25 protein-coding genes and 1 pseudogene are annotated in these 22,609 nt (G+C 55.4%); 16 read left to right on the top strand and 10 right to left on the bottom strand.

Going from position 1 to position 22,609, the window contains the following annotated elements:
- Positions 1 to 132: 132 nt before the first annotated feature.
- The 4 genes from HL45_RS18810 to HL45_RS18795 all read left to right on the top strand — a co-directional run bounded on the left by HL45_RS18810 (position 133) and on the right by HL45_RS18795 (position 2,467).
- Positions 133 to 540 (top strand): DoxX family protein, encoded by a 408-nt coding sequence (locus HL45_RS18810; protein ID WP_049972747.1) that lies wholly within the window; start codon positions 133 to 135, stop codon positions 538 to 540.
- 16 nt (positions 541 to 556) lie between these two features.
- On the top strand, positions 557 to 1,093 hold the full coding sequence (locus HL45_RS21995; protein ID WP_368085955.1) for a DUF6789 family protein: 537 nt from the start codon (positions 557 to 559) through the stop codon (positions 1,091 to 1,093).
- An 85-nt stretch (positions 1,094 to 1,178) separates the two neighbouring features.
- On the top strand, positions 1,179 to 1,427 hold the full coding sequence (locus HL45_RS18800) for a SelT/SelW/SelH family protein (RefSeq protein WP_049972746.1): 249 nt from the start codon (positions 1,179 to 1,181) through the stop codon (positions 1,425 to 1,427).
- A 47-nt stretch (positions 1,428 to 1,474) separates the two neighbouring features.
- Positions 1,475 to 2,467 carry an arsenic resistance protein gene (locus tag HL45_RS18795; protein ID WP_049972745.1) on the top strand — a complete coding sequence of 331 codons (993 nt, stop codon included), beginning with the start codon at positions 1,475 to 1,477 and terminating at the stop codon, positions 2,465 to 2,467.
- 269 nt (positions 2,468 to 2,736) lie between these two features.
- Here the strand turns inward: HL45_RS18795 and HL45_RS18790 are convergent, their stop codons facing one another.
- Positions 2,737 to 3,345 carry a class I SAM-dependent methyltransferase gene (locus tag HL45_RS18790; RefSeq protein ID WP_049972744.1) on the bottom strand — a complete coding sequence of 203 codons (609 nt, stop codon included), beginning with the start codon at positions 3,343 to 3,345 and terminating at the stop codon, positions 2,737 to 2,739.
- A 349-nt stretch (positions 3,346 to 3,694) separates the two neighbouring features.
- Here HL45_RS18790 and HL45_RS18785 point away from each other — a divergent pair, with 349 nt between their 5' ends.
- From HL45_RS18785 to HL45_RS18765, 5 genes are all read left to right on the top strand, one after another.
- A complete protein-coding gene (locus HL45_RS18785; RefSeq protein ID WP_049972743.1) occupies positions 3,695 to 4,399 on the top strand; it encodes a metal-dependent transcriptional regulator in 705 nt (234 codons plus the stop codon).
- Positions 4,399 to 5,658, top strand: a complete 1,260-nt coding sequence (locus tag HL45_RS18780; RefSeq protein ID WP_049972742.1) for a multicopper oxidase domain-containing protein — start codon at positions 4,399 to 4,401, stop codon at positions 5,656 to 5,658. Before HL45_RS18785 ends, HL45_RS18780 begins: the two co-directional genes overlap by 1 nt.
- Complete coding sequence (locus tag HL45_RS18775; protein ID WP_049972741.1) at positions 5,659 to 6,894, top strand: ZIP family metal transporter; 1,236 nt, start codon at positions 5,659 to 5,661, stop codon at positions 6,892 to 6,894.
- An 11-nt stretch (positions 6,895 to 6,905) separates the two neighbouring features.
- Positions 6,906 to 7,334 (top strand): plastocyanin/azurin family copper-binding protein, encoded by a 429-nt coding sequence (locus tag HL45_RS18770; protein WP_368085954.1) that lies wholly within the window; start codon positions 6,906 to 6,908, stop codon positions 7,332 to 7,334.
- A gap of 371 nt (positions 7,335 to 7,705) precedes the next feature.
- Positions 7,706 to 8,653, top strand: coding sequence for a cation diffusion facilitator family transporter (locus tag HL45_RS18765; protein ID WP_049972740.1), 948 nt, complete (start codon positions 7,706 to 7,708; stop codon positions 8,651 to 8,653).
- Positions 8,654 to 8,671: 18 nt separating this feature from the next.
- On the opposite strand, the pseudogene HL45_RS18760 reads toward HL45_RS18765, so the two are convergent.
- Together HL45_RS18760 and HL45_RS18755 are read right to left on the bottom strand one after the other, a co-directional pair.
- Positions 8,672 to 9,181: pseudogene (locus HL45_RS18760) on the bottom strand (permease); the annotation flags it as partial.
- Between the two features lie 638 nt (positions 9,182 to 9,819).
- The gene (locus HL45_RS18755; protein WP_049972775.1) at positions 9,820 to 12,075 is read right to left on the bottom strand and encodes a copper-translocating P-type ATPase; all 2,256 of its coding nucleotides are present in this window, start codon (positions 12,073 to 12,075) and stop codon (positions 9,820 to 9,822) included.
- Between the two features lie 211 nt (positions 12,076 to 12,286).
- On the opposite strand from HL45_RS18755, the gene HL45_RS18750 reads away from it, so the two are divergent.
- The 3 genes from HL45_RS18750 to HL45_RS18740 all read left to right on the top strand — a co-directional run bounded on the left by HL45_RS18750 (position 12,287) and on the right by HL45_RS18740 (position 14,744).
- Positions 12,287 to 12,781, top strand: a complete 495-nt coding sequence (locus HL45_RS18750) for a CBS domain-containing protein (RefSeq protein ID WP_049972739.1) — start codon at positions 12,287 to 12,289, stop codon at positions 12,779 to 12,781.
- A 337-nt stretch (positions 12,782 to 13,118) separates the two neighbouring features.
- Positions 13,119 to 13,682, top strand: coding sequence for a hypothetical protein (locus HL45_RS18745; protein WP_144240145.1), 564 nt, complete (start codon positions 13,119 to 13,121; stop codon positions 13,680 to 13,682).
- Positions 13,683 to 13,742: 60 nt separating this feature from the next.
- Positions 13,743 to 14,744: a sulfite exporter TauE/SafE family protein gene (locus tag HL45_RS18740; RefSeq protein ID WP_233274855.1), complete on the top strand. Its 1,002-nt coding sequence runs from the start codon at positions 13,743 to 13,745 to the stop codon at positions 14,742 to 14,744.
- Positions 14,745 to 14,757: 13 nt separating this feature from the next.
- Here the strand turns inward: HL45_RS18740 and HL45_RS20970 are convergent, their stop codons facing one another.
- Both HL45_RS20970 and HL45_RS18735 read right to left on the bottom strand, forming a co-directional pair.
- On the bottom strand, positions 14,758 to 14,931 hold the full coding sequence (locus tag HL45_RS20970) for a hypothetical protein (RefSeq protein WP_158413729.1): 174 nt from the start codon (positions 14,929 to 14,931) through the stop codon (positions 14,758 to 14,760).
- A gap of 42 nt (positions 14,932 to 14,973) precedes the next feature.
- Complete coding sequence (locus HL45_RS18735; protein WP_211250904.1) at positions 14,974 to 15,792, bottom strand: hypothetical protein; 819 nt, start codon at positions 15,790 to 15,792, stop codon at positions 14,974 to 14,976.
- 289 nt (positions 15,793 to 16,081) lie between these two features.
- Between HL45_RS18735 and HL45_RS18730 the strand changes: the two genes are divergently transcribed.
- Positions 16,082 to 16,426, top strand: a complete 345-nt coding sequence (locus tag HL45_RS18730) for an SHOCT domain-containing protein (protein ID WP_049972735.1) — start codon at positions 16,082 to 16,084, stop codon at positions 16,424 to 16,426.
- 23 nt (positions 16,427 to 16,449) lie between these two features.
- Here the strand turns inward: HL45_RS18730 and HL45_RS18725 are convergent, their stop codons facing one another.
- Entirely contained in the window at positions 16,450 to 16,680 is a 231-nt protein-coding gene (locus HL45_RS18725; protein WP_049972734.1) for a hypothetical protein, read from the bottom strand.
- Between the two features lie 163 nt (positions 16,681 to 16,843).
- Between HL45_RS18725 and HL45_RS18720 the strand changes: the two genes are divergently transcribed.
- The 3 genes from HL45_RS18720 (at position 16,844) to HL45_RS18710 (ending at position 18,481) form a co-directional block, all read left to right on the top strand.
- Positions 16,844 to 17,041 carry a heavy-metal-associated domain-containing protein gene (locus HL45_RS18720; protein ID WP_049972733.1) on the top strand — a complete coding sequence of 66 codons (198 nt, stop codon included), beginning with the start codon at positions 16,844 to 16,846 and terminating at the stop codon, positions 17,039 to 17,041.
- Positions 17,042 to 17,117: 76 nt separating this feature from the next.
- A complete protein-coding gene (locus HL45_RS18715) occupies positions 17,118 to 17,717 on the top strand; it encodes an AsnC family transcriptional regulator (RefSeq protein ID WP_049972732.1) in 600 nt (199 codons plus the stop codon).
- Between the two features lie 410 nt (positions 17,718 to 18,127).
- On the top strand, positions 18,128 to 18,481 hold the full coding sequence (locus tag HL45_RS18710; protein WP_049972731.1) for a four-helix bundle copper-binding protein: 354 nt from the start codon (positions 18,128 to 18,130) through the stop codon (positions 18,479 to 18,481).
- Positions 18,482 to 18,542: 61 nt separating this feature from the next.
- On the opposite strand, the gene HL45_RS18705 is transcribed toward HL45_RS18710, so the two are convergent.
- The 4 genes from HL45_RS18705 to HL45_RS18690 all read right to left on the bottom strand — a co-directional run bounded on the left by HL45_RS18705 (position 18,543) and on the right by HL45_RS18690 (position 22,376).
- Positions 18,543 to 19,061, bottom strand: coding sequence for a DoxX family protein (locus tag HL45_RS18705; protein ID WP_394324790.1), 519 nt, complete (start codon positions 19,059 to 19,061; stop codon positions 18,543 to 18,545).
- A 124-nt stretch (positions 19,062 to 19,185) separates the two neighbouring features.
- On the bottom strand, positions 19,186 to 19,824 hold the full coding sequence (locus tag HL45_RS18700) for a helix-turn-helix domain-containing protein (protein ID WP_049972730.1): 639 nt from the start codon (positions 19,822 to 19,824) through the stop codon (positions 19,186 to 19,188).
- Between the two features lie 75 nt (positions 19,825 to 19,899).
- Positions 19,900 to 20,838: an alpha/beta fold hydrolase gene (locus HL45_RS18695; RefSeq protein ID WP_049972729.1), complete on the bottom strand. Its 939-nt coding sequence runs from the start codon at positions 20,836 to 20,838 to the stop codon at positions 19,900 to 19,902.
- A gap of 134 nt (positions 20,839 to 20,972) precedes the next feature.
- On the bottom strand, positions 20,973 to 22,376 hold the full coding sequence (locus HL45_RS18690) for a permease (protein ID WP_049972728.1): 1,404 nt from the start codon (positions 22,374 to 22,376) through the stop codon (positions 20,973 to 20,975).
- Positions 22,377 to 22,609 lie beyond the last annotated feature (233 nt).

Here is a 22,609-nt window from a genome sequence, read left to right as displayed (position 1 = left end):
GAGACGTCATTACTATACTGCTACTAAGTCCGCATTCCAAAGCCAATACGGTAATTAGAGTTGGTTAGTAAGCAGTACCTCATCAGCATGAGCTTCGCTTACGCTTATTCGAGCTGTTGACGACTGCCAGATATGGGAGAAGTGCGCGTAAATCCTCTTCAGTCACTTCATCAGTTGACCCCGAACTGGCTTCTTACAGGCCTCCGTCTCGTTCTCGTAGCACTTATCGCGAAACCAGCACTGAGTAAGTTCGTCACGTACAGCGACTCGGTTGCTTTCTTTGATGCGTATGGAATACCATTTCCGGCAGTAATGGTCATCGTCACCGGACTTCTCGAAGTCGCAGCAGTTGTGATGCTTTTGTTCGGAATTGGCGGGCGACTCGCAGCTTTGTTCTTAATTCCCGTGATGATCGTCGCGATTCTGTACGTTAGGCCAGATTGGAAAAACATCGTCGTCCTCGTCGGATCCAGTGTGATTCTCGTTCTGGGCACCGGTTCATATTCGCTGTGGCAACCAACTGACCGTCTCCTCGATTAGGGTGACCTCACCTGGTATGGCTCCGCTGAGTTCGTCAGTTCGGCCTTGTCTTAGCCTTATGTGGGCGGTCTCGGTCTCTTTGACTATGCCACGACAACGACTGAGACGCGGATTCAGCTATGGGATTGGTGCGACAATCGCGATGTCGATCCCCATGCTGCTAGCAACAGTAACAGGTACATCCCCGATGCCACAACCAATCCCAAAAGCTGTAGCCGGTCAGCTCCTCGGTAGTGGTGTCCCAAAACCACTGCTGATGGCACTCGCGATCGGGCTCCATCTCGGATATGGTGGTCTGTTCGGTGCCGTTCTCGTCCGAGTTGCGCATCCAGTGACGATCTGGAAGGGACTTGGTCTCGGAGTCGTGCTCTGGGCCCTCATGCAAGTCACGTTCCTTCCCTTCCTCGGGTGGGGAGTCTTTGGGACGGCGATTACTCCCAAAATTGCAGTTGCAACATTCGTTCTGCATTTGGTCTATGGTGGTGTGCTTGGCTGGACACTGGACCGTGACACTTCGTTGACGAGCGGAGAACCGGCCACAACTGCTGACTGATGAGAAGCTGGTTAGCTTGCGCTAACCCGGTTAGGGAACCCTCATCCTAGCTTTATGGCGATACCAGCTCGAGAAGCGAGTAGATATGACAGTAATCGAAATCGAATACTGTGTTCCCTGTGGACTTCTCGACTCGGCGATTAAGACTCAGACCCGACTCCTGAACGAATTCGGGCAGGATCTGGATGCTGTCACATTCACCCCTGGCCATGGGGGTGTGTTCATCGTGACTGTCGATGATGAGACGATCTGGGAGAAAGACGTTCACGGCGCTAACCTTGACGTGGAACTCATCGTTGGCGCGGTCAATGACCGACTCCCGGCAGAAGCCTAACCACCCCGTACTCAATACTCGAACTTCAATAACTACAGAGAGACTCTATGACCCGACTTTCAAAGCAATGGATTCAGCACAACCAGGTCGGATTGTACGCTGTCGCCGTCCTCCTCGCGATCGGGGTCGGTCTTGGACTGCCAGGTGCGAGTTCAGGTCTCGAACCGCTCATTAATCCTGTTCTGGCGGTATTGTTGTACGTGACGTTCCTGGAGATTCCGTTCGTTCGAATCAGGCGAGCCTTCCGGAACGGGCGCTTCATGGTGGCCGCGCTTGGGATGAATTTCGTGGTTGTCCCCGTCGTGGTGTTCGGCCTTACACGGTTCCTGCCACAGAAACCGGTGATACTCGTCGGTGCGTTCATGGTGTTGCTGACGCCGTGTATCGACTATGTCATCACGTTCACGGATCTCGCGGGCGGGGACGCCGAGCAGATCACTGCTGCGACACCGGCACTGATGCTCGTGCAATTGCTGTTGCTCCCGGTGTACCTCTGGGTGTTCATGGGCCAGCAGGTGGCTGAGTTCATTGAGGCTGGGCCGTTCATCAAGGCGTTCGTCATGATCATTGCACTACCGTTGACGCTCGCGTGGGCAACCGAACTCTGGGCAGATCGGTCAGAACGTGGTGAAGAGTGGCAGGACGTGATGGGATGGTTGCCGGTGCCGATGATGGGTGTGACGCTGTTCGTGGTCATTGCCTCACAGCTGCCGCGCGTCCAGGATTCGATCGGGCAAATCGCGGCTGTCGTTCCGGTGTACGTGGCGTTTCTTGTCATCATGCCGCTGCTCGGTCGACTTGCTGCTGGACTGCTCGGGATGGACGTCGGTGAGAGTCGTGCGCTCGTATTCACGTCCGTGACGCGAAATTCGCTTGTTGTCCTACCGTTGGCGCTAGCATTACCATCGGGCTATGCACTCGCACCGGCGGTCGTCGTGACCCAGACGCTCGTCGAACTGACTGGGATGGTCATCCTGACGCGGATTGTTCCGGGGTGGCTTCTACCAGATTCCCCGTCCCCGATTCCGTCAGGCTCATAAGTGGATGCCGAAGTGACCATCCGCTTTTGTGTGTACAGCATATGACTACCATGAGAAGTCAGTGAGTGAGAACGTAACCGCACTTGCGAGTACTGTGAGCTGCTCGGAGAATCCTATGCAGTGAGAAACGTATTCTCGACTTCTGGGAAGGGATGGAAGACCGCAGACTCGAAGGAAATAGTACCTTCATTTCATCAAGAACGGTCAGGCTGTGTCGGAGCTCATTTTTCCTTCAGGATTCGATCCTATTCGCTCTCGGTTCAGTTGAATCACTTCCTGACGATTGCGACCGTGTAGAGTCCGTTGAAAACGGGTTCCCGTACCTCGATGGAGAGATCAGAGCTGTCAACCATCGGTTCGAGTCGTCGATTGAGATCCGAGAAGAGCGCGGATGCAAGCGGATTAATCAGTCGTCGAGGGAGCGACGGCTCTTCATCCATAGGGAGGAACTTATCGTATATTGAAACTCGACCACCCTGAACGAGAACCCGCGAAACTTCGCTGACCACCGAGGACGGTTCGGGAACGACGGCGAGGATCAAGTGAAGTATCACGGCATCAAATTCGTTGTCGTCAAACGAAAGCAAACGAGCGTCCATCACTTGCGAATCGATTTCGTGACCAATTCGTTCTGCGGACGCTACCGTCCGTCGAACCATTTCTGGCGTGAGATCAACTGCGGTGATATCCACCCCCCTAGGGATGTATTCGAGGTCTGCGCCGGTACCACAACCGACGATGAGAAGCTTTTCATTCGGATCCAGGTCAAGGAGTTCTATCGCTTCGCGACGACCCTGTTCCAGCGGCTTGGTTATTCGGTCGTAGATTGGCGCGTAGAGACGGTATCGGATTCGATTCCACCAAACAGGGGATAGCATACATCCTATCCATTGGAATCACCAAACATAACAACCACCGATTAGTTCTGCGGATAGATTCAAGACAAATAGTTCGGAGCTTGTTGGTCAACGAGCTCGTGTCGTTGGCGCTGATGCTGTCTGAATGGTTCTCGGAGGGGCCAGCCCGTTCAAGTTACAGTGCAATTGAATACACTTGGTTAATTGACAGATGAACAAGGCAAATGCCTCGGGGCGTGACCCCGAGTTGGTTCACGTTCGTTAGAGGCTCAGTGGGGTGTAGAAGAAGCAATATCCACCGTATTTAATATCGCAAAAACACAATAACGGGATGGCAAAGTTTTTATTTAGACGTATCAAAACCTTCGTCATGGTCACTCCAAAAGTGGAAGACTACCTGAAGGCGATCTACAGTCTTCAGGATGACCACGCACCAGTCGCACCATCAGCGATCGCGACTGAACTCGGAGTGACGCCACCAACAGTAACTCGAATGCTAAACCAGTTACAGGACGACGAGCTCGTAGTCTACGAGAAATATCAGGGTGCAAGTCTCACCGAGAACGGTGAGAAGATTGCACGTACGGTAGTTAGACGTCATCGTCTGCTTGAACTATTCCTGACGGAGGAATTCGGCTACGATTGGACGGAAGTTCACGAGGAAGCCGACGTGCTCGAACATCATATCAGTGAAAAATTGGAGTCGCGAATCGCCGACAAACTGGACAACCCGACAGCAGACCCACATGGGGCGCCTATTCCGACAGAGGAGCTCAAACTCCCAACAAATGCAGACGACTGTTTCCTCACCGAATGTGAGGTGGGCGACAAAGTAGTAATAAAAGAAGTTCACGAGAATACGGCAGACGTTCTCACGTACTTTGCTGACATCGGTGTTGTTCCTGGAGCAGTGATTCGGGTGACCGAGGTGGCACCAATTGGAACAATAACTATCCACGTTCGGAATACGAAGCAGAGCAGTCCGCTTACTCAAGAAATAGCAGCGACAATTCGTGTTATTTCAGCAGATAGAGAGGATTCTGCAGCAACCGAACAGATACACGAGGTAACGTAATGCCATCACTAGATTATTCACGTGCAGCAGAACTCACAGACAAACTGGAACATAGCTTAGTAGACTCACTTGGAGAGGACTTCAAAACCACTCGGCGAGCAGTTCTCGGCGGTGTCGGTCTAGCGGGAAGTGCCGCGCTTACTGGTATCGGACGAGGAAGCGACGACCACGGGGGCTCTGGCGGAGACTCACACGGGAACTTTGGAGCGGTCGGCGAATACCGTGATGTGGATTTTGACCCGCATGAGTACCTGTATCAGTTCAACACGGGTCGCGGCGAACAGGAAAACGTCCCTCAGCGGAAATACAAGGAGAATGGTCGAACGGTTCGCGAGTTTGAATTCAGGGCCGTCGATACGACGATTAGCATCGCACCCGGAATCGAGTTTCCAGCGTGGGCGTACAACGGGCAGGTGCCTGGCCCGACGATTCGCGCCGTCGAAGGCGACCTCATCCGCGTGAAGTTCGAAAACCTCGGTCGGCATGCTCACACGATCCATCCACATCTCCGGAACCTCAATCCGGAGATGGACGGGATTCCGCAGAACGGACCGGGTGTCCTCAATACGGGAGAGTCGTTCACTTATGAATGGATTGCCCAACCCGCAGGTAGTCACTTTTACCACTGCCACTCGCTTCCACTCAAAGAACACATCCATCGAGGATTGTACGGGGCAATCATCATCGACCCAGACCCGGAGCGCGTTGCCGAGCAACCAGAGGAGTACTGTAATTTTCATCGGTCGCAGATTACCGAACAACTTCGGACAGAACTCGTCGCGGAGGCAAAAAGCCGGAACCACGAGTATCAGGAGAACGATGCCATCAACGAGATGGTGATGGTGATGAATGGGTTCGACACCAACTTCGATGGCGACAACGAGGTGTACGCCGCGAACACTCGTGCGTTTGCGTACGGCGTCGGGCAGACTGACGGCAGTGGCAACTGGAAAGCTGGTGAGACGAAGCGCCCGATTCAGCTGGACAAGACGAAACGCCATCGGGTGTACCTCGTTAACGCCATCGAGTTCGATCCCATCAACTCGTTCCACACCCACTCGCAGTTCTTCGACTACTATGACCACGGGACGACGCTAACACCGACGCTCCAGACGGTGGATACGGTCATGCAGTGTCAAGCACAGCGCGGTATCATCGAATTAGACTATTCAAATCATGACCCGGGACTGTACATGTTCCACGCTCACCAGTCCGAGTTTGCTGAACTTGGCTGGATGAGCTTCTTCGAGGTGGTCTAAATGAGCAAACCCAACACTGATGGCGGCACGACTGTGAACCGAACCGAACGTCCACTCGGGCTTCCCAAGTGGGTGGCTGCACTCCTCCCAATCCTCCTCTTAGGCCTCATAGCAGGCGGCTTCTTCGCAGCAACGCCGTTCGCGTCGCTCGATACCGGGGGCGAACCACTTCCCGACGTGACAGTGACGCACACGACCTTGCCGAACGACGAGACGGTCGTCGTCCACGTCACGAACAACGGGCCGAACGAAGTGACGATATCACAAGTGCTCGTCGCCGAGGCATATTGGAACTTTGATGTCCAAGGTGCAGGTGGCGACAATACGCTCGCGCCACGTGAGAGTGCGCAAGTCGTCGTTCCGTATCACTGGAATCCAGGGTGGGATCTTGAAGTCGCCCTGATGCTCTCGGACGGCAGCACCGTCCACCACACTATCGTCGCACCCAGCCAGTCGCCGGGATTGACGGGTGACCTCTTGTTGACGATGGCCGTCATTGGCCTGTTCGTTGGCGTCATTCCCGTTGCACTCGGGATGCTGTGGTTCCCGTTCCTGCAGTCAATGAGTGATCGCTGGCTGCATGCGATTCTCGCCTTCTCGGCAGGTATCTTGGCATTCCTCGCTATTGATGCCGGATTTGAGGCGTTTGAACTCGGCGAACAGGTACCGGGTGCGTTTGAGGGAACCGCCCTCGTTGCACTCGGCATTATCGGCGCATTACTCGCAGTGCAATCCGTCAGCGCATGGCGGAAGGGCCGCGCTGCTGCTGGTGATTCGCGTGCACAGAGCGGGCTGTGGATCGCTTATTTGGTCGCGCTCGGCATCGGCCTGCACAACCTCGCCGAAGGGCTAGCCATCGGAAGTTCGTTCGCACTCGGACGCGTCTCGCTTGGCGCGTTCCTCGTTATCGGCTTCATGCTCCACAACGTGACCGAAGGGCCGGCCGTCGTCGCACCCGTTGCACGTGGTGAACGTCCAAGCATCGCACACTTCATCGGGCTCGGTGTCCTCGCAGGAGCGCCCGTCATCCTCGGTGGATGGCTCGGGAGTCTTGCATTCTCGCCGACGCTCGGTGCATTCTTCCTCGCCGTCGGCGTGGGTGCAATTCTCCAGGTCATCTGGGAACTGCGCGGCATGATTAGCCGGAACGGACAAGCAGCGTCTGCACTGAACCTCGTCACATTCCTCGTGGGACTCGTCGTGATGTACGTCACCGACCTTTTCGTCGCACTCTAATCGTACTCCATATGACCTTCACACAACATATGAATCGACGACAACTACTCCGACTCGGCGGAACGACAGTCATCGCGACAGTTCTTGCAGGCTGTTCGTCCCAAAAGAGTTCAAACGGGACGACGCGTATCTCGATGAACGATAGTTTTGCCTATGATCCGAAACGTCTCACAGTCAGTCCAGGCGCGACAGTAAAATGGGTGAACGACAGCGACGTTGGTCACACAGTAACGGCCTACGAGGACAAAATACCCGCTGACGCACGATACTTCGCCAGTGGTGGATTCACGTCCGAGCGAGGGGCTCGAAACGACGTCAGTGGTGGTCTCCTAGCTGCGGGGGACACATATGAACATACGTTCGAAGTCACCGGCAGTTATGAGTACTTCTGTGTGCCTCACGAGAGTTCTGGAATGCGTGGGACCGTGGTAGTTGAGTAGCTGTACTCGATATCATCCCATCTCTTGGATTGGTGGCGTACCGACTCGATTGAACTCGTGCAGATCTCGAGATTAGCTAACCACTGATGACCTTCTTACTTGTTGATATTTTCATGACTTATTTAGGAGTTGGAGATGGGTGACACGATCGGACTGGGAGCGGTAAATAGTCTCAAATATTTGTGAAGATCTGATCATAGTCTGTTTCAACTGTTGTTGAATCATCCTAGGCCGGTTTCGCTTACGCGCCTGTATCAATAGGTGAATAGATTATTAATAAAATATCTACCGTCTCTTGTTAGAGATAACCGAAAATAACGTCATAATTGGTAGCTGATTTGATAACGGTGGCGTGACAACGAGGAAGCACGATGAACGACCACGGGATGACTGGTTCCGACGATGGCACTCATAACGGACATAGCCACGGCGACAGCATTGATTCAACAAGCAGTCAGAAATTGGCCGCTGTCTCCGTGATCAACCTTCTAGGATTTCTCGCCGAACTCGTTGGCGGCCTCCTCTTCGGTTCGGTCGCGTTGCTTAGTGATGCTTTCCATATGCTGTTCGACGCATTGGCGTACGTGATGGCGTTCGCCGCGTCATATATCGCCGAGAATTACGGGAGCAGCGATCGGTGGTCATACGGACTTCATCGTCTCGAACCGTTTGCAGCCTTCCTCAACGGGCTCTTGCTCCTTCCGATGGTTGGGTTTATTCTCTGGGAGTCTTACCAGCGATTCCTTGACCCAGTCACCATCGGTACTGTGCCTACACTTGTTATAGCAACCGGTGGTCTGCTAGTGAACATTGGATCAGTCTACGTTTTACAAGGTGGAGAGATGAGTCTCAACGAACGGGGTGCATTCTATCATCTCCTTGGCGATACAGGTGGCTCAATCGCCGTTATTTTCTCTACGATCATCATCGAGGTGACTGGAATCCGTGTCGTCGACCCGATCACAGCAGGCCTCATTGCTGTCATCATCACGTGGTCAGCGGTGAAAGTACTGCGGGGTAGTAGTGCCATTTTCCTCCACCAGACACCGCTGAGCGGGGAGGAAATCCGGGCACGCCTCCTTGACATCGAGGGTGTTGAACGAATTGACGACTTCCATGCGTGGCAGATCTGCAGCCAGATCACGATCGCAACGACGCATATTGAAACCCCAGTGGAGACAATGACCGAGGCCGAGGTAGTGTCGCAGCGTGTCCACGAAGCACTCGCTCACAACGGTGTTGACCACGCAACGGTCGAGCTATATCCTGCCTCCGTCTCTGGAGACCGTGATTCCTACCTCACCACCCACGGTCACTAACGCTGTCGAACGATATTGAGGGACGACGTAGACGAACCCGAGTGCCATCAAGCCGATGAGCATGAACCCACCGATGATGTCCGCGAGTAGGAACTGCCAGCCGAGTAGAATCCAGATGACTGCGCCGATTTCGATGACAAGGTTCGTACTCGCGAACATGAACGCACCGATGGTCGCCGCCGCCGATCCTCCCTTCTTGAAGAGGTTTTTCGCCGTGGCGATGGCGCTGTACGAACACGACGAGGAGATGAATCCGAACAACGATCCGTACCCGATCTCACGTGCACCGTGGCCGTCGAGGAGGTCCGCGACTTCTTCGTTGGACGTCCACGCTTCGACGCCACCAGCGATGGCGAAGCCGATGACGAGCGCCCACCACGTGATCCACGCCATCGCCGCTGTCGTGGACAGGAACTGGCGTGTGCTCTCGACGAAGAACGTCGCCAGTGGCTTCGACGTGGTGATCACGCCGATCCCGACCGTCGCGAGCGCGATGAGTGCGAGGATTGCGTACTCTCTTCGGTCCATGTCTGTGGCTTATGGGAGAGACACTTTACGGGCTTTCGGCTAACAAGACAAAGGTACGAAGGGGGTTGTGGTTTGTCTTGATAGCCTGCTCGCCACTGTGCTCACGTTCTCTTTAGCGACAAAATCCGTCAAGCAACTAATTCAACTGTGGCTTTGAGCATCCCTGGACAGCCATGAGAACCGTGTTTGTCATCAGAATTCTGGTACGGCGGATTACGTACTGTGTACGACATACAGTGTTATCACATGTCACAATCTTTTCCGAGACTAGCTCGCTACACATGCCACTGGGAAACTGCAACTAATAGGGGGTCCTTTGCAATCAAAGCCAGAAGCGGGGAAAGTGAGCCTGCTGTAGTGTGTGTGTGTGCAATGTCCCTTGCAGAAACGACGTCCAAGATCGACCACCTGAGTGACGAACAGCAAGAGTGCATCGAGATCTGCACCCAAGCGATCGAGGTCTGTGAGTGGTGCGCCGAGAGCTGCCGCGACATGATGAGCGCCTGAATGGCCAAGCGCTCGCCATCAATCCACACAGCTGCTTTGTGCCAGTCTAATAGATAGGCCACTAATCGGAGCAAACCGTCTCAATACGAGCATTGGGGTGCAAAGGAGTCGAAGAGCGATGTGGTCTTCGGTTAGTCGGCCGGTCGTGGACTCCTAGAAGGAGAAGTGCCTGGAAGCGATGGAAGATCAAGATCGACGCGACGGAGGAACTGGGCATTGATGGCGACGATGACCGTGCTGAGTGACATCAAAAGTGCCCCGACAGCAGGTGAAAGGAGGATTCCAATCGGTGCGAGCACGCCCGCTGCAAGTGGAATCGCGAAGACGTTGTAGCCCGCAGCCCAAACGATGTTTTCCTGCATCTTCCGGTAGCTCGCCTTACTTAGCTTCACGAGTCGGACCACATCCATCGGATTGTTCTGGACGAGGATGACGTCAGCTGACTGGACGGCGACGTCCGTCCCACTTCCGATTGCGATACCGACGTCGGCCCGCGCCAGTGCGGGTGCGTCGTTGACACCGTCGCCGACCATTCCGACAAGTTTACCCTGATTCTGGAGTTCCTGTACTTTCTTGTCCTTGTCTTCAGGCAAGACCTCGGCGAACACCGTGTCGATACCCAGCTCGTCCGCGACGGCGTTTGCGACATCCTGGGCGTCACCAGTCAACATTGCGACCTCGATGTTCAGGTCATGGAGTGCGTCGACGACCCGGTAGCTTTCCTCGCGAATGACATCGGCCATCGCGAACGCAGCTATTAGTTCTCCCTCCCGGACGAGATAAACGACCGTCCGGGCGTTTTCGCCTGCTTCGTCGGCGAAATTCTGTAGGTTGGCTGGAACATCCCTGTCAAGATGCCCTAGGAGGTTCGGACCCCCGACGTAGACCTCTTGGCTTTCGACGGTTGCGCGGACGCCCCGGCCTTTCATCGCTTCAAAGTCGTCTGCAGCAGGCGCGTCGATCCCCCGCTCAGCGGCAGCCTCTCTGATAGCTCGCGCAATCATATGCTCGGAATCGCTCTCGACGGCAGCAGCGAGTCGGAGTGCCTCCGCTTCATCAATGCCGTCGACAGTTGCCGCCCCGACGACGCCATGTTCTCCCTCTGTTAGCGTTCCAGTCTTGTCGAAGATGATCGCATCGAGATTTCGCGCCTCCTCCATGGCGATGCGGTCGCGGACGAGTATCCCATTGCGAGCCGCTAGCGAGGTGTTGATTGCGACCACCAGTGGAATCGCCAGGCCAAGTGCATGCGGGCAGGCGATGACGAGGACGGTGACTACCCGTTCGATCACGGTCGCATTGAACGTCGTCGCGACCGTCCAGGCGACTGCGGTGAGCAGTGCTGCCCCGACAGCGACGTAGAATAGCCATCCCGCTGCGCGGTCGGCGAGTACCTGCGTCTTCGACTTACTCGACTGCGCCTCCTCTACCAGACGCATGATCCCGGCAAGGGTCGTTTCGTCGCCGGTTGCGTCGATCCGCACCCGGAGGCTCCCATCACCGTTGACCGTCCCACCGATCACCTCGTCGCCGGGTTCCTTGGCCACGGGTTTGGATTCGCCGGTGATCATTGCCTCGTTTACGTCCGACTCGCCGTCCTCGACGATGCCATCCGCGGGAACGCTGGCGCCCGGCCGTACGAGGACGAGATCGCCATCCGAAAGTCCATTCACTGGCACCTCCTCAGTGTCACCTGACCCAGTGATCCGCTCTGCAGTGTCGGGCATCAGTTTTGCCAGTTCGTCTAGGGCACTGGACGCCCGCCGGACTGACCGCATCTCGATCCAGTGGCCTAGCAACATGATGTCGATGAGCGTCACGAGTTCCCAGAAGAACGCAGACTGCGTCGGGAAGACGACGCTCGCCAAGCTATAGATGAACGCGACAGTGATCGCCATCGAAATGAGTGTCATCATCCCCGGCGAGCGATCTTTCAGTTCGGGGCTGGCCATCTGGAGGAACGGCACACCGCCGTAGACAAAGACGATCACCGCGAAGACGGGGTTGATCCACTGGCTTCCTAGAAATACCGGAACGGAAAAACCGAGCGTCTCCTGGAGGAACGGACTGTAGAGAAGAACAGGAATCGAAAGGAGGGTCGAAACGAAGAAGCGTCGACGGAACATCTGTTCGTGCCCTTCGTGCATACCCCCGTGATCACCGTGACCGTTTCCACCGTTGCCGTGACCCATCCCGTGTCCATCGTGTTCTGCAATCTCCCGCTCGGCCTCGTCAGCGTCCTCGGCCTCTTCCTCGAGCATCGATTGCTCTACGCGGTCGTCCGCATTGGTTCCGACTGGCTCATCATCATCTACACTGTTGCGACCATGGTGAGAATCGGTTCCTGATGGAGGATCTCCGTTCTGTGAGTGTTCGTGGTCGTCCATGGCGAACTTATAGATGTACGATCCAGAGGTTGATGGATGTGTGGGCTCTACACCGAGTCGATCACAGTATATCGCAGTGACCTCGTCAACCGGAGTGCGATCATCGTCGTATTTGCCGACGATAGCGTAGACCACTGGCACGAACGCCGACTCAACCGGCCTTAGGAGACAGGCAAATAATTTAGACTATCGCTAGCGTACGGTTGGTGCCATGGCCACCGAACGAACCGACCTTGGGATGACCGCCCGACGACTCGCACGGAGGGACGTGGTCAGCGTCACGCCGGACACGCCCATCACCAAGACTGCCCAAATAATGCGCGACCGAACGGTCGGGAGCGTCCTCGTCACCGAAAACGACGAACTCGTTGGCGTCGTCACCGACCGGGACATCGCTGTCGAAGTCGTCGCCGACGACGGGTCATCAAGCCTGACCCACGAAGACACTGATATCGAAATGCTCACTGCACAGGACGTGATGACGCCGAATCCACAGTCCGTCGACGCAGACGCAAAAATCCAGCGTGTCTTGCGGGCGATGAACGACGCCCACGTCCGCCGAATTCCAATTGTTGACGACCATCAAGTCGTCGGCGTCATTGCCTTCGATGACCTCGTCCTTCACCTTGCCGGAGAGTGCACACACGTCTCGGCGCAACTCGACAGTCTCGCCGAGATCGTCCACGCCGAGTCCCCACCGGACTGACAGCGTGACTGGTGTATCCAGCGTTTTCGATGCACTGCGAATCAACCGGGGATTTCACTGAACTGCCAGTTATGCCATCGTCATGGGCTTGCGTGTTACGAGTTTAATGCAAATATCGGTCCCGAAATCGATTGTATTGATTGCACTGCTATGGGATATTAGTTTGATTTATTATCATCTATGCCGTGGTCGCGAGGGGGGGAGTACCATGTTCGAGAAACCACGACCAGCAAAGCAGACACGAAGACGGTTCATCGCGACCGTGGGAGGGACCGTAATTGGCTTGTCATCAGGAGTGGGCGCACAAGAAACGACGTCTCGTGATCAGCACCGCGGTATGTGTTGTTTCCGCTTCGGTGGCCGCGTCTCCGGTTGGCGAGGACAGGGTCCACAATCGATTGCCGGACGACAAAACCCGACGCTCCAGCTAGAACCGGGACAGACGTACGGCGTCATGTGGCAGAACCTCGACGGGCAACCGCACACGTTCGCGTTGAGAGACTCGAATGGGAAGAATCTCTCTGTGATTTTGCCGACTGTGCGGACCATGCAGGACGGCGGGCCGATGATGGGTGGTCAGAACGGGACGATGATGGGCGGAACGAATGGAACCATGATGGACGGGATGATGGGGAACCATCGAGGGAGACAAGAACCACCCGAGGATGCGATTCGAGTGACGCCACAGGTTGCCGAAGAGGGGGCAGTACAGATGCTCGCGTTCGTTGCTACGCGCGACATCGCCCAGTATATTTGCACCGTGCATCCATCGACGATGGTTGGTGACGTAACTATCGAGAACGACCGAGACCAGAGCAATACGAGCGGTGACCACGGTAGCAACGGTGAGCACGGGAATGGCGGCGAAAGTGGCAACGAAGGCGGACACGACTACGACTGACGGACACCTACGGCACGCGGAGTAAGATCCAATATCGTTGCTCTCGTCACGGACAGCGGTATGGGGGGAATGAGCCTGTGGTCGTTCGAACCGGGAATCGCGTTCTTCGTCTTGTTCGGATTCACGGTCGGCATCCTCTTCGGCTTCTTTGGTCTTGGTGGAAGCTTCTTCGTCACGCCTGCGCTGCTCGTTCTCGGCCATCCGGTCGAGGCGGCGGTCGGCTCCGGGCTGGTATTCGTCTTCGGAACGTCGATTACGGCCGTCGTGACACACCGCCGTCTCGGCCACATCGACTACAAATTGGGAGGGCTCCTCATCGTGGGGATGACGATGGGGTTAGAGGTCGGGAAGCGGGTGTTGTTCGAGCTTTCAGCCATCGGACTCGCAGACCTCATCGTCAGCACCGCATACGTCGGGTTGTTAGCGGCGGTCGGACTATTCGTGCTATTCGACGCTCGTAACAGGACTGCCGTGCAGGGAACAATGGTAGATGCGAACGTCCTTCAGCAAATTGGAACCGTCAAAATTCCGCCAATGCTATCGTTTAGCGGCGGGGTTACCGCTTCCGTGTGGGTCGTGCTGGTAATCGCATTCACGACGGGGGTGCTGGCTGGCGTCCTCGGTGTCGGCGGTGGATTCCTCGTCCTGCCGAGTCTGATGTACGGGTTGAGCCTGCCGGAAACGGTAGCGGTCGGAACAGACATCTTTCAAATCGCAATATCGAGCGGCTACGGCGCATTTATCTATGCCCGAACGGACGCGGTTCACCTCTCGGTCGTCGTTCCTCTACTCGGTGGGAGTGTCTTCGGCGCGTATCTCGGCTCTCGGTTGACGGCGTTCGTCGAGGAGGCGAAGTTCAAGCAGTACTTCGCGCTCATTCTACTCGTCGACAGTGTGGCAGTGGCGAGCAAAACGATCAGTCACACCTACGATGTCGTCGCACTGCACGTCCTGAGTCTCGTTCTGCTCTTCGGAACTGCAGTGGGCATGAGTTCCATCGTTGTCTCATTTGGAACTCGAAACGCCCTTCGAGAAGGCGATACTCTGTCGAAAAATAACTGAAAAACGAGGCGTTTTAGTTCTCGTTTCGACGTCGGACATCTCGAACCGCATAGACCAAGATGGTCAATTGGACGACGACCAGGACTACCGTGAATCCCCAAAATGCGATACCAGTGAATATCGAGGCACTGCCTAACCAGAGGCCGACCAGCACGAGCGTCACGAGGACATATATGAGTTCACGCATTTGTGAAACCCATCTCGTATCGAATCGGGCCCAAAGCACTAATCAGAACTGGTATTCTTCGTCTGACGCGGTGAACGGCGCGACCGACGCGTTGTGTTGGGCGACCCACGAGAGTCGGAGGACGAACGAAAAGAGAACGACAAGGGGACCAAATCCGGCAGTAAGTGCGACAGGGACGAGCACGTCGAGCCACCCGGCGACGAGTGGTGTCGTCTTTACGCCACCGTAAACGACGAGGACGACGGCCAAGAGGAGCTCTGCAGGGACGCCGACGTACAGGATGATTCGCGAGAGATGTGAGAGTTCCTTTTCGACGTAGACAGTTCGATAGTACTTGCGGGCGACGTCGATCTGCAGGAAGTTCGTTCGAATCTCTCCGAGTACGTTTCGCTGGTCGTCAGTCAGGTACTCGTCGAACTCGGCCTCTATTCGGTCGATTTCACGGAGTTGCCGGGCGTGATTTGTCCCGAGTGTCGCCTCGATGACTGCGAAGATTTGCACTGGCTCCGTGTCGAGCGCCCGAAGAACCGTCTTCACGTCCATAAGAACGTCGTCGGCGAACGTCTCGACACGTTCTTGCAAGCGCCCGTCCGTCGTGTTCACCACGCTCTTACGGAGTTCTTCGGTTCGCGTTTCGGTCGTTTCGTGCAGAAACCGCAAGAAGCTCCCCGGCAGTACCGGAGCTACCGATTGGTCGGCGCGTTTTTGCGCGTTCTCGCGGTATTCGAGCGCGTTTTCGATTCGCTGACGTAACTCACCGGGAGCACCCAGTTCACGCGAGAGGACGAGCTGGTTGATTGAGAGCACGACCGAGATTACCGTGAAATTCCCGCCGAGAAACGCACTGAACAGAAAGTACATTGGACTAGACGGCCGACCAGAGAGGATACCAACAGACGTCAGCACAGCAACGAAGAGGAGAATTCCACCGAGAAACACACCGGCGAGAGTCACGCGGTTGCCAGCCACGAGCAGCCACCGGAGCGGTCGATTGGACAAGCCATTACTAGGTCGTTGTTCTTCAGACATCAGTGGGTGCTTTCACATTCGGCGCGGCCGACTAATCCATTCTGGCAGTCTGATTTCGCGGTTCTAGAACGAGTGCAGAACCGTCGATACCTCTTTTTGACTCTGAGTGCTAGTATTCCATATGACCGCCACACGTCAGAACGACTCGTGGCTTCGACTGATCGTCGTCATACTGGCTGTCATCTTGTTCGCGCCGATGCTGATGATGGTGTTCGCGTTCCCGATGATGGATGGCTGGATGATGGGGCCGAGATACGGCGGCCAAACGCCAGTCTGGGGCTGGATGATGATGCTCGTCTCGCTATTGGTCGTGCTTGCACTCGGGTACGTCCTCTACCGCGCGCTCGCTGGCGATGGGGCTGGCGGTGATGCAGCGCTCGAAGAACTGCGACTCGCCTACGCCCGCGGCGACCTCTCTGAAGAGGAGTTCGATACGCGCCGGGAACGCCTCCAACGCGAACAATAGCGGCGACGACTCGCATCGTCCAGTTATTCGGCGATCAAGAGGTACGCCAAGACGACGACCAACAGCGTCTGGTTAACTTTGTCCAATAAACCGTAACCCTGGAAGTGTGGCATGCCGCTTGTCCACCAGAGGACGAGTTGCGCCGCGACATACGGAATGCCGCCCGTGTAGAGGAGTCGTCGGTTCACGCCGAGGAAGAGCAAGACGACTACGCCGGTGGAGGGTGAGGAGTTCGCGTGGATAACAATCCTCACACACGGTCACGGATGCTTGTAATCGGAATAAAGCATTTCGGGTTTTCTCGCTGGCTGAAAAGGCCTTCGAATCGCTTAGTTTTGAAACCTCGAATTTATCGACCGATGATGCGCGGATTCGAAGCCGAAACGAGAAAAAGACGTTCGCCCGTATTATCGCGATATGACGACCGAACTTACCGTCGAAGGGATGAGCTGTGGCGGATGCGAACAGACAGTCGAATCGACACTCGAAGAATTAGACGACGTTGAGAACGCCGCCGCAGATAATGAGTCCGACCGGGTCAGGGTTAGCGGAAACGCAGACACAGATACCATTGCACAAGCCATCGAGAACGCAGGGTATACCGTGGAACGCTGAGCATGAACTATCACACTCTTCCAAAGAAGCGACAAGCAGTTGCACGAATTACCCCGAACCTCTCCCGACCCCATTAATGACCGAGTTGGACTCCACCGATATCGAAATCCTGCAATTGTTGCTCGAAGACGCCCGTCGCCCATATCGGGAGATTGCCGACGTCGTCGGTCTGTCACCTCCGTCGGTGTCCAACCGGGTCGAACGACTCCAAGACCTCGGTATCGTTCGACGATTTACCGTCGAGATGGATCAAACACAGCTTTCGAGAGCCGACGAACTGCTGCTGATTCTCGACGTTCAAGCCAGTAAGGCGGCGGATATCCGGTCACAGTTGGTATCCATCGAAGGTGTCGAACACGTGTTTCAGACGGTCGAATCGCGTATCGTAGCTAAAGTGATTCTCGACACGTCGGAAGTTCACGAGTTGTTCACCGACACCTTAGACGAGGCGGCAATCGAGGACTACAAAGTCGAATCGGTGCTGCATTCGTCGTGGCAACCAGCGCTCCGAAGTGGCGACGTTGGCATCCAATGTTCAATCTGTGGAAACCAGATTAGTGGCGACGGTGAGACGGTGGAAGTCGATTCCGGGGATATGTACCACGTCTGTTGCTCGTCCTGTGCCGAGGAGATCGTCGAACAGTACGAATCACTGCAGGAGGCAGCCAACGAGTAATAGCTTCACGCTTTTTGTCTCCTCATCAGTTCGTGTATCTGCGATACGCCTCATAGGGGTGGGATTTTGAACGGAAACGCGAGGACGTCGAAGAGAGCCAGTGCATGCTTCAAAGTAGACACACCGCGGTAGAAACGATGGAATCAACGTGACCGTTAACAAACCACCGAATATCAACCTCCCTATTTCGGTTTGTAAACCTCCGGTCGGACTACTTACCCCATGAGGACGAAGATCCTCCACAGCAGCGAGTTACGTTCCATGGTTCATGGCCAATCTCGGGATTCTGCGCTCGTCCGTTGCGAATACAGCACCTCCACGAACCCGTCGATGGTCTGGATTACAGTCGTTGTTCCTTTACAATCGAAGCCACAATCCCGGAAAAGCAGCATCCCATAGTAATGGATGCAATGTCGCTTTCAGACACCGTCTCCGAGATCGACCACCTGAGCGAAGAACAGCGCGACTGCATTGAAATCTGTACGGAAGCCGCCGAAGCCTGTGAGTGGTGTGCCGATGCGTGTGCCGACCACGGCGAAGACATGGCCGAGTGCATCCGTCTCTGCCGTGACGTCGCGGACATCGCATCGCTGCACGCACGGTTCATGGCCCGCGATTCGGACTACAGCGACCAACTCGGTGAACTCTGTGCGGACGTCTGTGAGGCGTGTGCCGATGAATGCGAGCAACACGACCACGACCACTGCCAGCTCTGTGCAGACGTTCTCAGCGAGTGCGCCGAGAGCTGCCGCAGCATGCACTGATTACGGAGCCAGCCGAACGGCGAACTCGTTCGAACACCGTTTTTTGCGTCAAATATGAGTTTCAGCCGAGAACGTATTCCAACTGAGGGTATCGGTCGAGCAAGGCCCGTCCATCGATTTTGTACTGTTCGACGATGGCGTCGAGACCGAGAATACGACCGGCACCGAACGCAGCGACAGAGAGGAATACCAGCAGGTACATGAAATCAGCGTTGATGAACCCGTGTTCGAGGTTCCAGTTGCCGAAGTAGAACATGAGCATCAGGAACGCACCGAAGAACGCCACGAGACGGGTCAGAAGTCCGACTATGAGGCCAAGTCCGATGGCCACTTCTCCCCACGGAACGGCGACGTTCACAAAATCGACGAACCACGACGTCTGCCCCATCGACAGGAACAGTCCTGCAAGGGGGTTCCCATTCGTCGCGGCGACGTTTACGAGGTAGTTCTGTGCGTCGAACCCGCCGAGAATCTTCTCGATACCCGTGTAGAAGAACGCGAACCCAATGACCAGTCTGAGCGCGAGGACGAACCACGCGCTCAGCGAGTGGGCACGTCCTTCAATGGTAACGCCAGCAATCGTAGATCGGAACTCGTTGTACTGAGGTTGTGAGTCGACCACTGTTCTCACCTCTTCACTAGAGTACTCCACCAAGCAGTGTATACGTACCGTCTATACAAAAACGAGATTCTTAGTTTCGCGCTCACTCCGAGCCTACGAGGTGGATAAAGAGTCGTGCTTCGAGTTTCCGAAGATGTTCAGCCGCCGTACTCGGCGCACACCCGACGACTTCACCAACGTCTTCGGCGGTTCCCGACCGCGGTGTCGCATAGTAGCCGACTGCGACGGCCGCATGCAACACTTCTCGCTGGCGTTCAGTGAGGACTGACAGAATGCCAGAGTAATTCGGGACGTACTTGCCCACTTGTTCGATTGTCGTTCGGTGTCGAATTTCCGGCGGGAATTGCTTGTATACCTGGTGTAAGGACTCGGCTTCCCCGATGATGTCGACCGTCGCGCCAGTCGTATCATCGAATAGCAACGGAAGGACGACCATCAGATGGAACTCTTCTAGCAGTTCGATGAGAGCCTGCACTTCCTCGCTCGGACGCCCGGAGTGGAAAATGTAATGCCTACCAGCCTGGGTGCCCAGATATTCGAACCGACACGTGTTCGGACTGGTTTCCATCTGGTGTAAAATCCTATCCAGGTCTCCCTCGACCGAGTAGAGCTCTAGAACTGTTCCATCGGAGACGTACTGAACGTTGAGTACCTCGCCACTGGTCGCTGCTGGACTGGGCGCGATGAGTTCCGGACCGAGTGTTAATCGGAGAAACCGCATACCGTATCCGTTCAGCGGCACACGTAACGAAGCTACCGATGAGAGTATGCAGTCACATTGGATGCGATTTGCTCGTCACTCTCTTGTGCCGTTCTGTCTAGAGACGCTCTTCTCGGCGAGTGCGCCAAGAATTTCGTCGAAGTGTTCGTACGCGATGAGGTGGCCCTCCTCGGGAAAGATCGTGAGATGGCTGTGAGGAATCGTTTCGGCGAGATACTCGGCCATCGGAAGCGGTGCGTTGCGGTCGTCGCCGCCGTGCCACAGTCGAACCGGGATGGAGATTTCGGCGAGCTCGAACTCCCACGACCGTGCAAGTGACTTCAAATCCTCGACGTGCCCCTCGACGCTGTGTTTGTACGCAGACGCTAGTTCGCGTGCCATATCTCGTCGGATATCTGGGTCGTCCAGTATCTGCTGGTCGGATGGTGTGTATCGGGAGCGAGCGTCGGAAACGACCGCTTCGGCGTCATCTCGTGCTTGCCGAGCCATCGAGCGGAGAACCAGTGGTAGCACGAATGGTGTATAACGAGCGAGGAGGAATCCAAGCCGATTATACAACGACATCCCCTCGGTCGTGTTTCCCACTCCTATCGGAGCCATGCAGCTAATCACGTCGACAGTTGTAACTCGATCCGGAAGTGCTGCTCCGCAAGCCAGTGCGTATGGTCCGCCGCCTGAGAGCCCTGCAACGGCGAACTCCTCAATGCCGAGAGTATCGGCTAACTGGGCCACGTCGTCGGACCAGTCCATCAGGGATCGATTGGAAATCGGCGTCGATTTACCGTAGCCGGGTCGGTCGACGGTGATGAACCGGACGTTGTTTGACGATATTGCGAGTGGGTCCGGGACACAAATGCGGGACCCAGGTGTTCCGTGGAAGAAAAATACTGGAGTACCGGATAGGTCTCCGTATTCGGTGTAGGAGAGGTTTCGTCCATCGTGGAGTTCGAGACTCGATTCCGTATCGGAAAGGCCGTCGCACGGCTGGCCACTCGATTGGGGTTGCTCTTTCATACTGGATTCGAAGGGATGATTATCGATGTCGTTGCTGCGCCAATTCTATGGTGTTTTAAAAACAACACAAGTCGTTTCCGCCGAGCGAAATTATAGCGGGTATATAAGCAGTGACGAAGGCTAGAGTGGGTCGTTCAATGATGCTCGTGGCTTTGAGAAGAACTCGTCCCAGAAATTTGTGGGTGTAGCTGCGAGAACTCAGCCGGATTGCTCTCGAACGACTGCTTACATCGATTGGAGCAGAAATAGTAGGTTTCACCGTCGTGGGTCACGCTCGGACCGCTGTCGTCGATCCGCATCCCGCAGACGGGATCCCGGTACTGCCCGGGTGCGCCAAGTCCTCGTCGGTAGACGTAGAAGAGGAATCCCGAGAGCGCGAACGCGACGACATTGAGATAGAACGTGTAGTTGAGTTCGAAATACGTCTGTTCGGTCGCCGTCTCCCCGCCAGCGAGGTTTGGCACGATACCCAAGGCAGTGAACAACTCCTCCATAAGAAATCCGGAGAACGCCATCGTGACGAAGAACACACTGAAGATGTAGAGCGTCACCTTCCAGCCGTAGTACTTGCGGTAAACGTTCAGCACCGGAATGGTGATGAGGTCGGCGTAGACGAACGCAATGACACCCGCGAAGCTGATGCCGCCGCCCCAGAGTGCAACGGCGAACGGAACATTTCCGATACTGCCGACGAAGCTGATGACGGCAATTGTCACACCCATGATCGCATTTTCGGCACTTACGAGCAGGCCATCTCCCTGAAGGAAGAGACTGTTCCAGACCCACTGTGGGACGAAAACGATAACGAAGCCGGAGATAAGAAAACCAGCGATAACGTCTTTCCAAATCATCGACCACTCTTTCCGATACTGATTCCCGAGTTTGTACCAGCCACCCCACGTCAATAACTCGTCCCGCCAGTCACCACTGCTCGCAACCTCCTGCTGGTACGTCTCCAGACACCCAGCGGAACAGAACTTCAGTGTTTCACCCCCGTCTGTCATGAGCGAGTACTCGTCCTTGCCCTCCATTCCACACGTCGGATCCTCGGTGACACCGTGGTCGTGGTCTTGCTGATTCAGTTCCTTCCGAACGTCTTCAAAGAGATTTTCCGGGAGTGTTACGTGGACGATAAGAGCCATCACCGCGATGAGAATGAGGCCTCCGAGGAGTTCGGCGACGAGAAACTCCCAGCCGAGGAGGATCAAGATCATCAAACCGAGTTCGATAATGAGATTCGTCGAGGCGAACATAAACGCAAGAACGTTGACCACGTGGGCCCCCTTCTTGAACAACCCCTTTGCGATAGCAACGGCCCCGAAGCTACAACCACTACTAGCAGCACCGAAGACGGTCGCCTTCGCGAGTCCACTGAGGTCATCGTCGCCGAGCAGGCGTGCCATCCGTTCTTTCGAGACGTAGACTTGCACGAGGCTCGTGATCATTAACCCCATAGTGATTGCCCATGCAGCGGTCCAAAGGAAACCGACCCCGATTCGTAACGATTCGAGGATTCCGCTGACGACAGTGGTTTCCATACATGAAACTTGGCCCGCATCACTTTTGCCAATTGCCCTTAAAAATGTGAAGGAATAGGCAATCCATACGGTTACTCTGAAAGATAGTATCTGGCACGATAATCAGCTACCGCGAGTCAGCGACCAGAGCATCTTCTAGACGGTGGTTAAAACTGTTATTACATTTAGCGCGACGACGTTTATATCGAAACATCCTATGTGAACTATTCACACGGTCTTACTCCTGTCTTTCG

This window comes from Haladaptatus cibarius D43 (assembly GCF_000710615.1).
Classification (GTDB): domain Archaea; phylum Halobacteriota; class Halobacteria; order Halobacteriales; family Haladaptataceae; genus Haladaptatus; species Haladaptatus cibarius.
The sequence above is the reverse complement of the archived record's forward strand: the minus strand, read 5'-3'. Positions and strand labels throughout refer to the sequence as shown.

Excerpts from the sequence above, each read along its gene's own strand:
- HL45_RS18745 (WP_144240145.1), top strand. The coding sequence starts at position 13,119 with ATGTGTTGTTTCCGCTTCGGTGGCCGCGTCTCCGGTTGGCGAGGACAG.
- HL45_RS18810 (WP_049972747.1), top strand. The coding sequence starts at position 133 with ATGGGAGAAGTGCGCGTAAATCCTCTTCAGTCACTTCATCAGTTGACC.
- HL45_RS18785 (WP_049972743.1), top strand. The coding sequence starts at position 3,695 with ATGGTCACTCCAAAAGTGGAAGACTACCTGAAGGCGATCTACAGTCTT.
- HL45_RS18695 (WP_049972729.1), bottom strand. The coding sequence starts at position 20,838 with ATGAAAGAGCAACCCCAATCGAGTGGCCAGCCGTGCGACGGCCTTTCC.
- HL45_RS18775 (WP_049972741.1), top strand. The coding sequence starts at position 5,659 with ATGAGCAAACCCAACACTGATGGCGGCACGACTGTGAACCGAACCGAA.
- HL45_RS18795 (WP_049972745.1), top strand. The coding sequence starts at position 1,475 with ATGACCCGACTTTCAAAGCAATGGATTCAGCACAACCAGGTCGGATTG.
- HL45_RS18750 (WP_049972739.1), top strand. The coding sequence starts at position 12,287 with ATGGCCACCGAACGAACCGACCTTGGGATGACCGCCCGACGACTCGCA.
- HL45_RS21995 (WP_368085955.1), top strand. The coding sequence starts at position 557 with ATGGCTCCGCTGAGTTCGTCAGTTCGGCCTTGTCTTAGCCTTATGTGG.
- HL45_RS18720 (WP_049972733.1), top strand. The coding sequence starts at position 16,844 with ATGACGACCGAACTTACCGTCGAAGGGATGAGCTGTGGCGGATGCGAA.
- HL45_RS18765 (WP_049972740.1), top strand. The coding sequence starts at position 7,706 with ATGAACGACCACGGGATGACTGGTTCCGACGATGGCACTCATAACGGA.
- HL45_RS18755 (WP_049972775.1), bottom strand. The coding sequence starts at position 12,075 with ATGGACGACCACGAACACTCACAGAACGGAGATCCTCCATCAGGAACC.
- HL45_RS18780 (WP_049972742.1), top strand. The coding sequence starts at position 4,399 with ATGCCATCACTAGATTATTCACGTGCAGCAGAACTCACAGACAAACTG.
- HL45_RS20970 (WP_158413729.1), bottom strand. The coding sequence starts at position 14,931 with ATGCGTGAACTCATATATGTCCTCGTGACGCTCGTGCTGGTCGGCCTC.
- HL45_RS18710 (WP_049972731.1), top strand. The coding sequence starts at position 18,128 with ATGTCGCTTTCAGACACCGTCTCCGAGATCGACCACCTGAGCGAAGAA.
- HL45_RS18770 (WP_368085954.1), top strand. The coding sequence starts at position 6,906 with ATGACCTTCACACAACATATGAATCGACGACAACTACTCCGACTCGGC.
- HL45_RS18740 (WP_233274855.1), top strand. The coding sequence starts at position 13,743 with ATGGGGGGAATGAGCCTGTGGTCGTTCGAACCGGGAATCGCGTTCTTC.
- HL45_RS18800 (WP_049972746.1), top strand. The coding sequence starts at position 1,179 with ATGACAGTAATCGAAATCGAATACTGTGTTCCCTGTGGACTTCTCGAC.
- HL45_RS18730 (WP_049972735.1), top strand. The coding sequence starts at position 16,082 with ATGACCGCCACACGTCAGAACGACTCGTGGCTTCGACTGATCGTCGTC.
- HL45_RS18700 (WP_049972730.1), bottom strand. The coding sequence starts at position 19,824 with ATGCGGTTTCTCCGATTAACACTCGGTCCGGAACTCATCGCGCCCAGT.
- HL45_RS18715 (WP_049972732.1), top strand. The coding sequence starts at position 17,118 with ATGACCGAGTTGGACTCCACCGATATCGAAATCCTGCAATTGTTGCTC.
- HL45_RS18690 (WP_049972728.1), bottom strand. The coding sequence starts at position 22,376 with ATGGAAACCACTGTCGTCAGCGGAATCCTCGAATCGTTACGAATCGGG.
- HL45_RS18735 (WP_211250904.1), bottom strand. The coding sequence starts at position 15,792 with ATGTACTTTCTGTTCAGTGCGTTTCTCGGCGGGAATTTCACGGTAATC.
- HL45_RS18790 (WP_049972744.1), bottom strand. The coding sequence starts at position 3,345 with ATGCTATCCCCTGTTTGGTGGAATCGAATCCGATACCGTCTCTACGCG.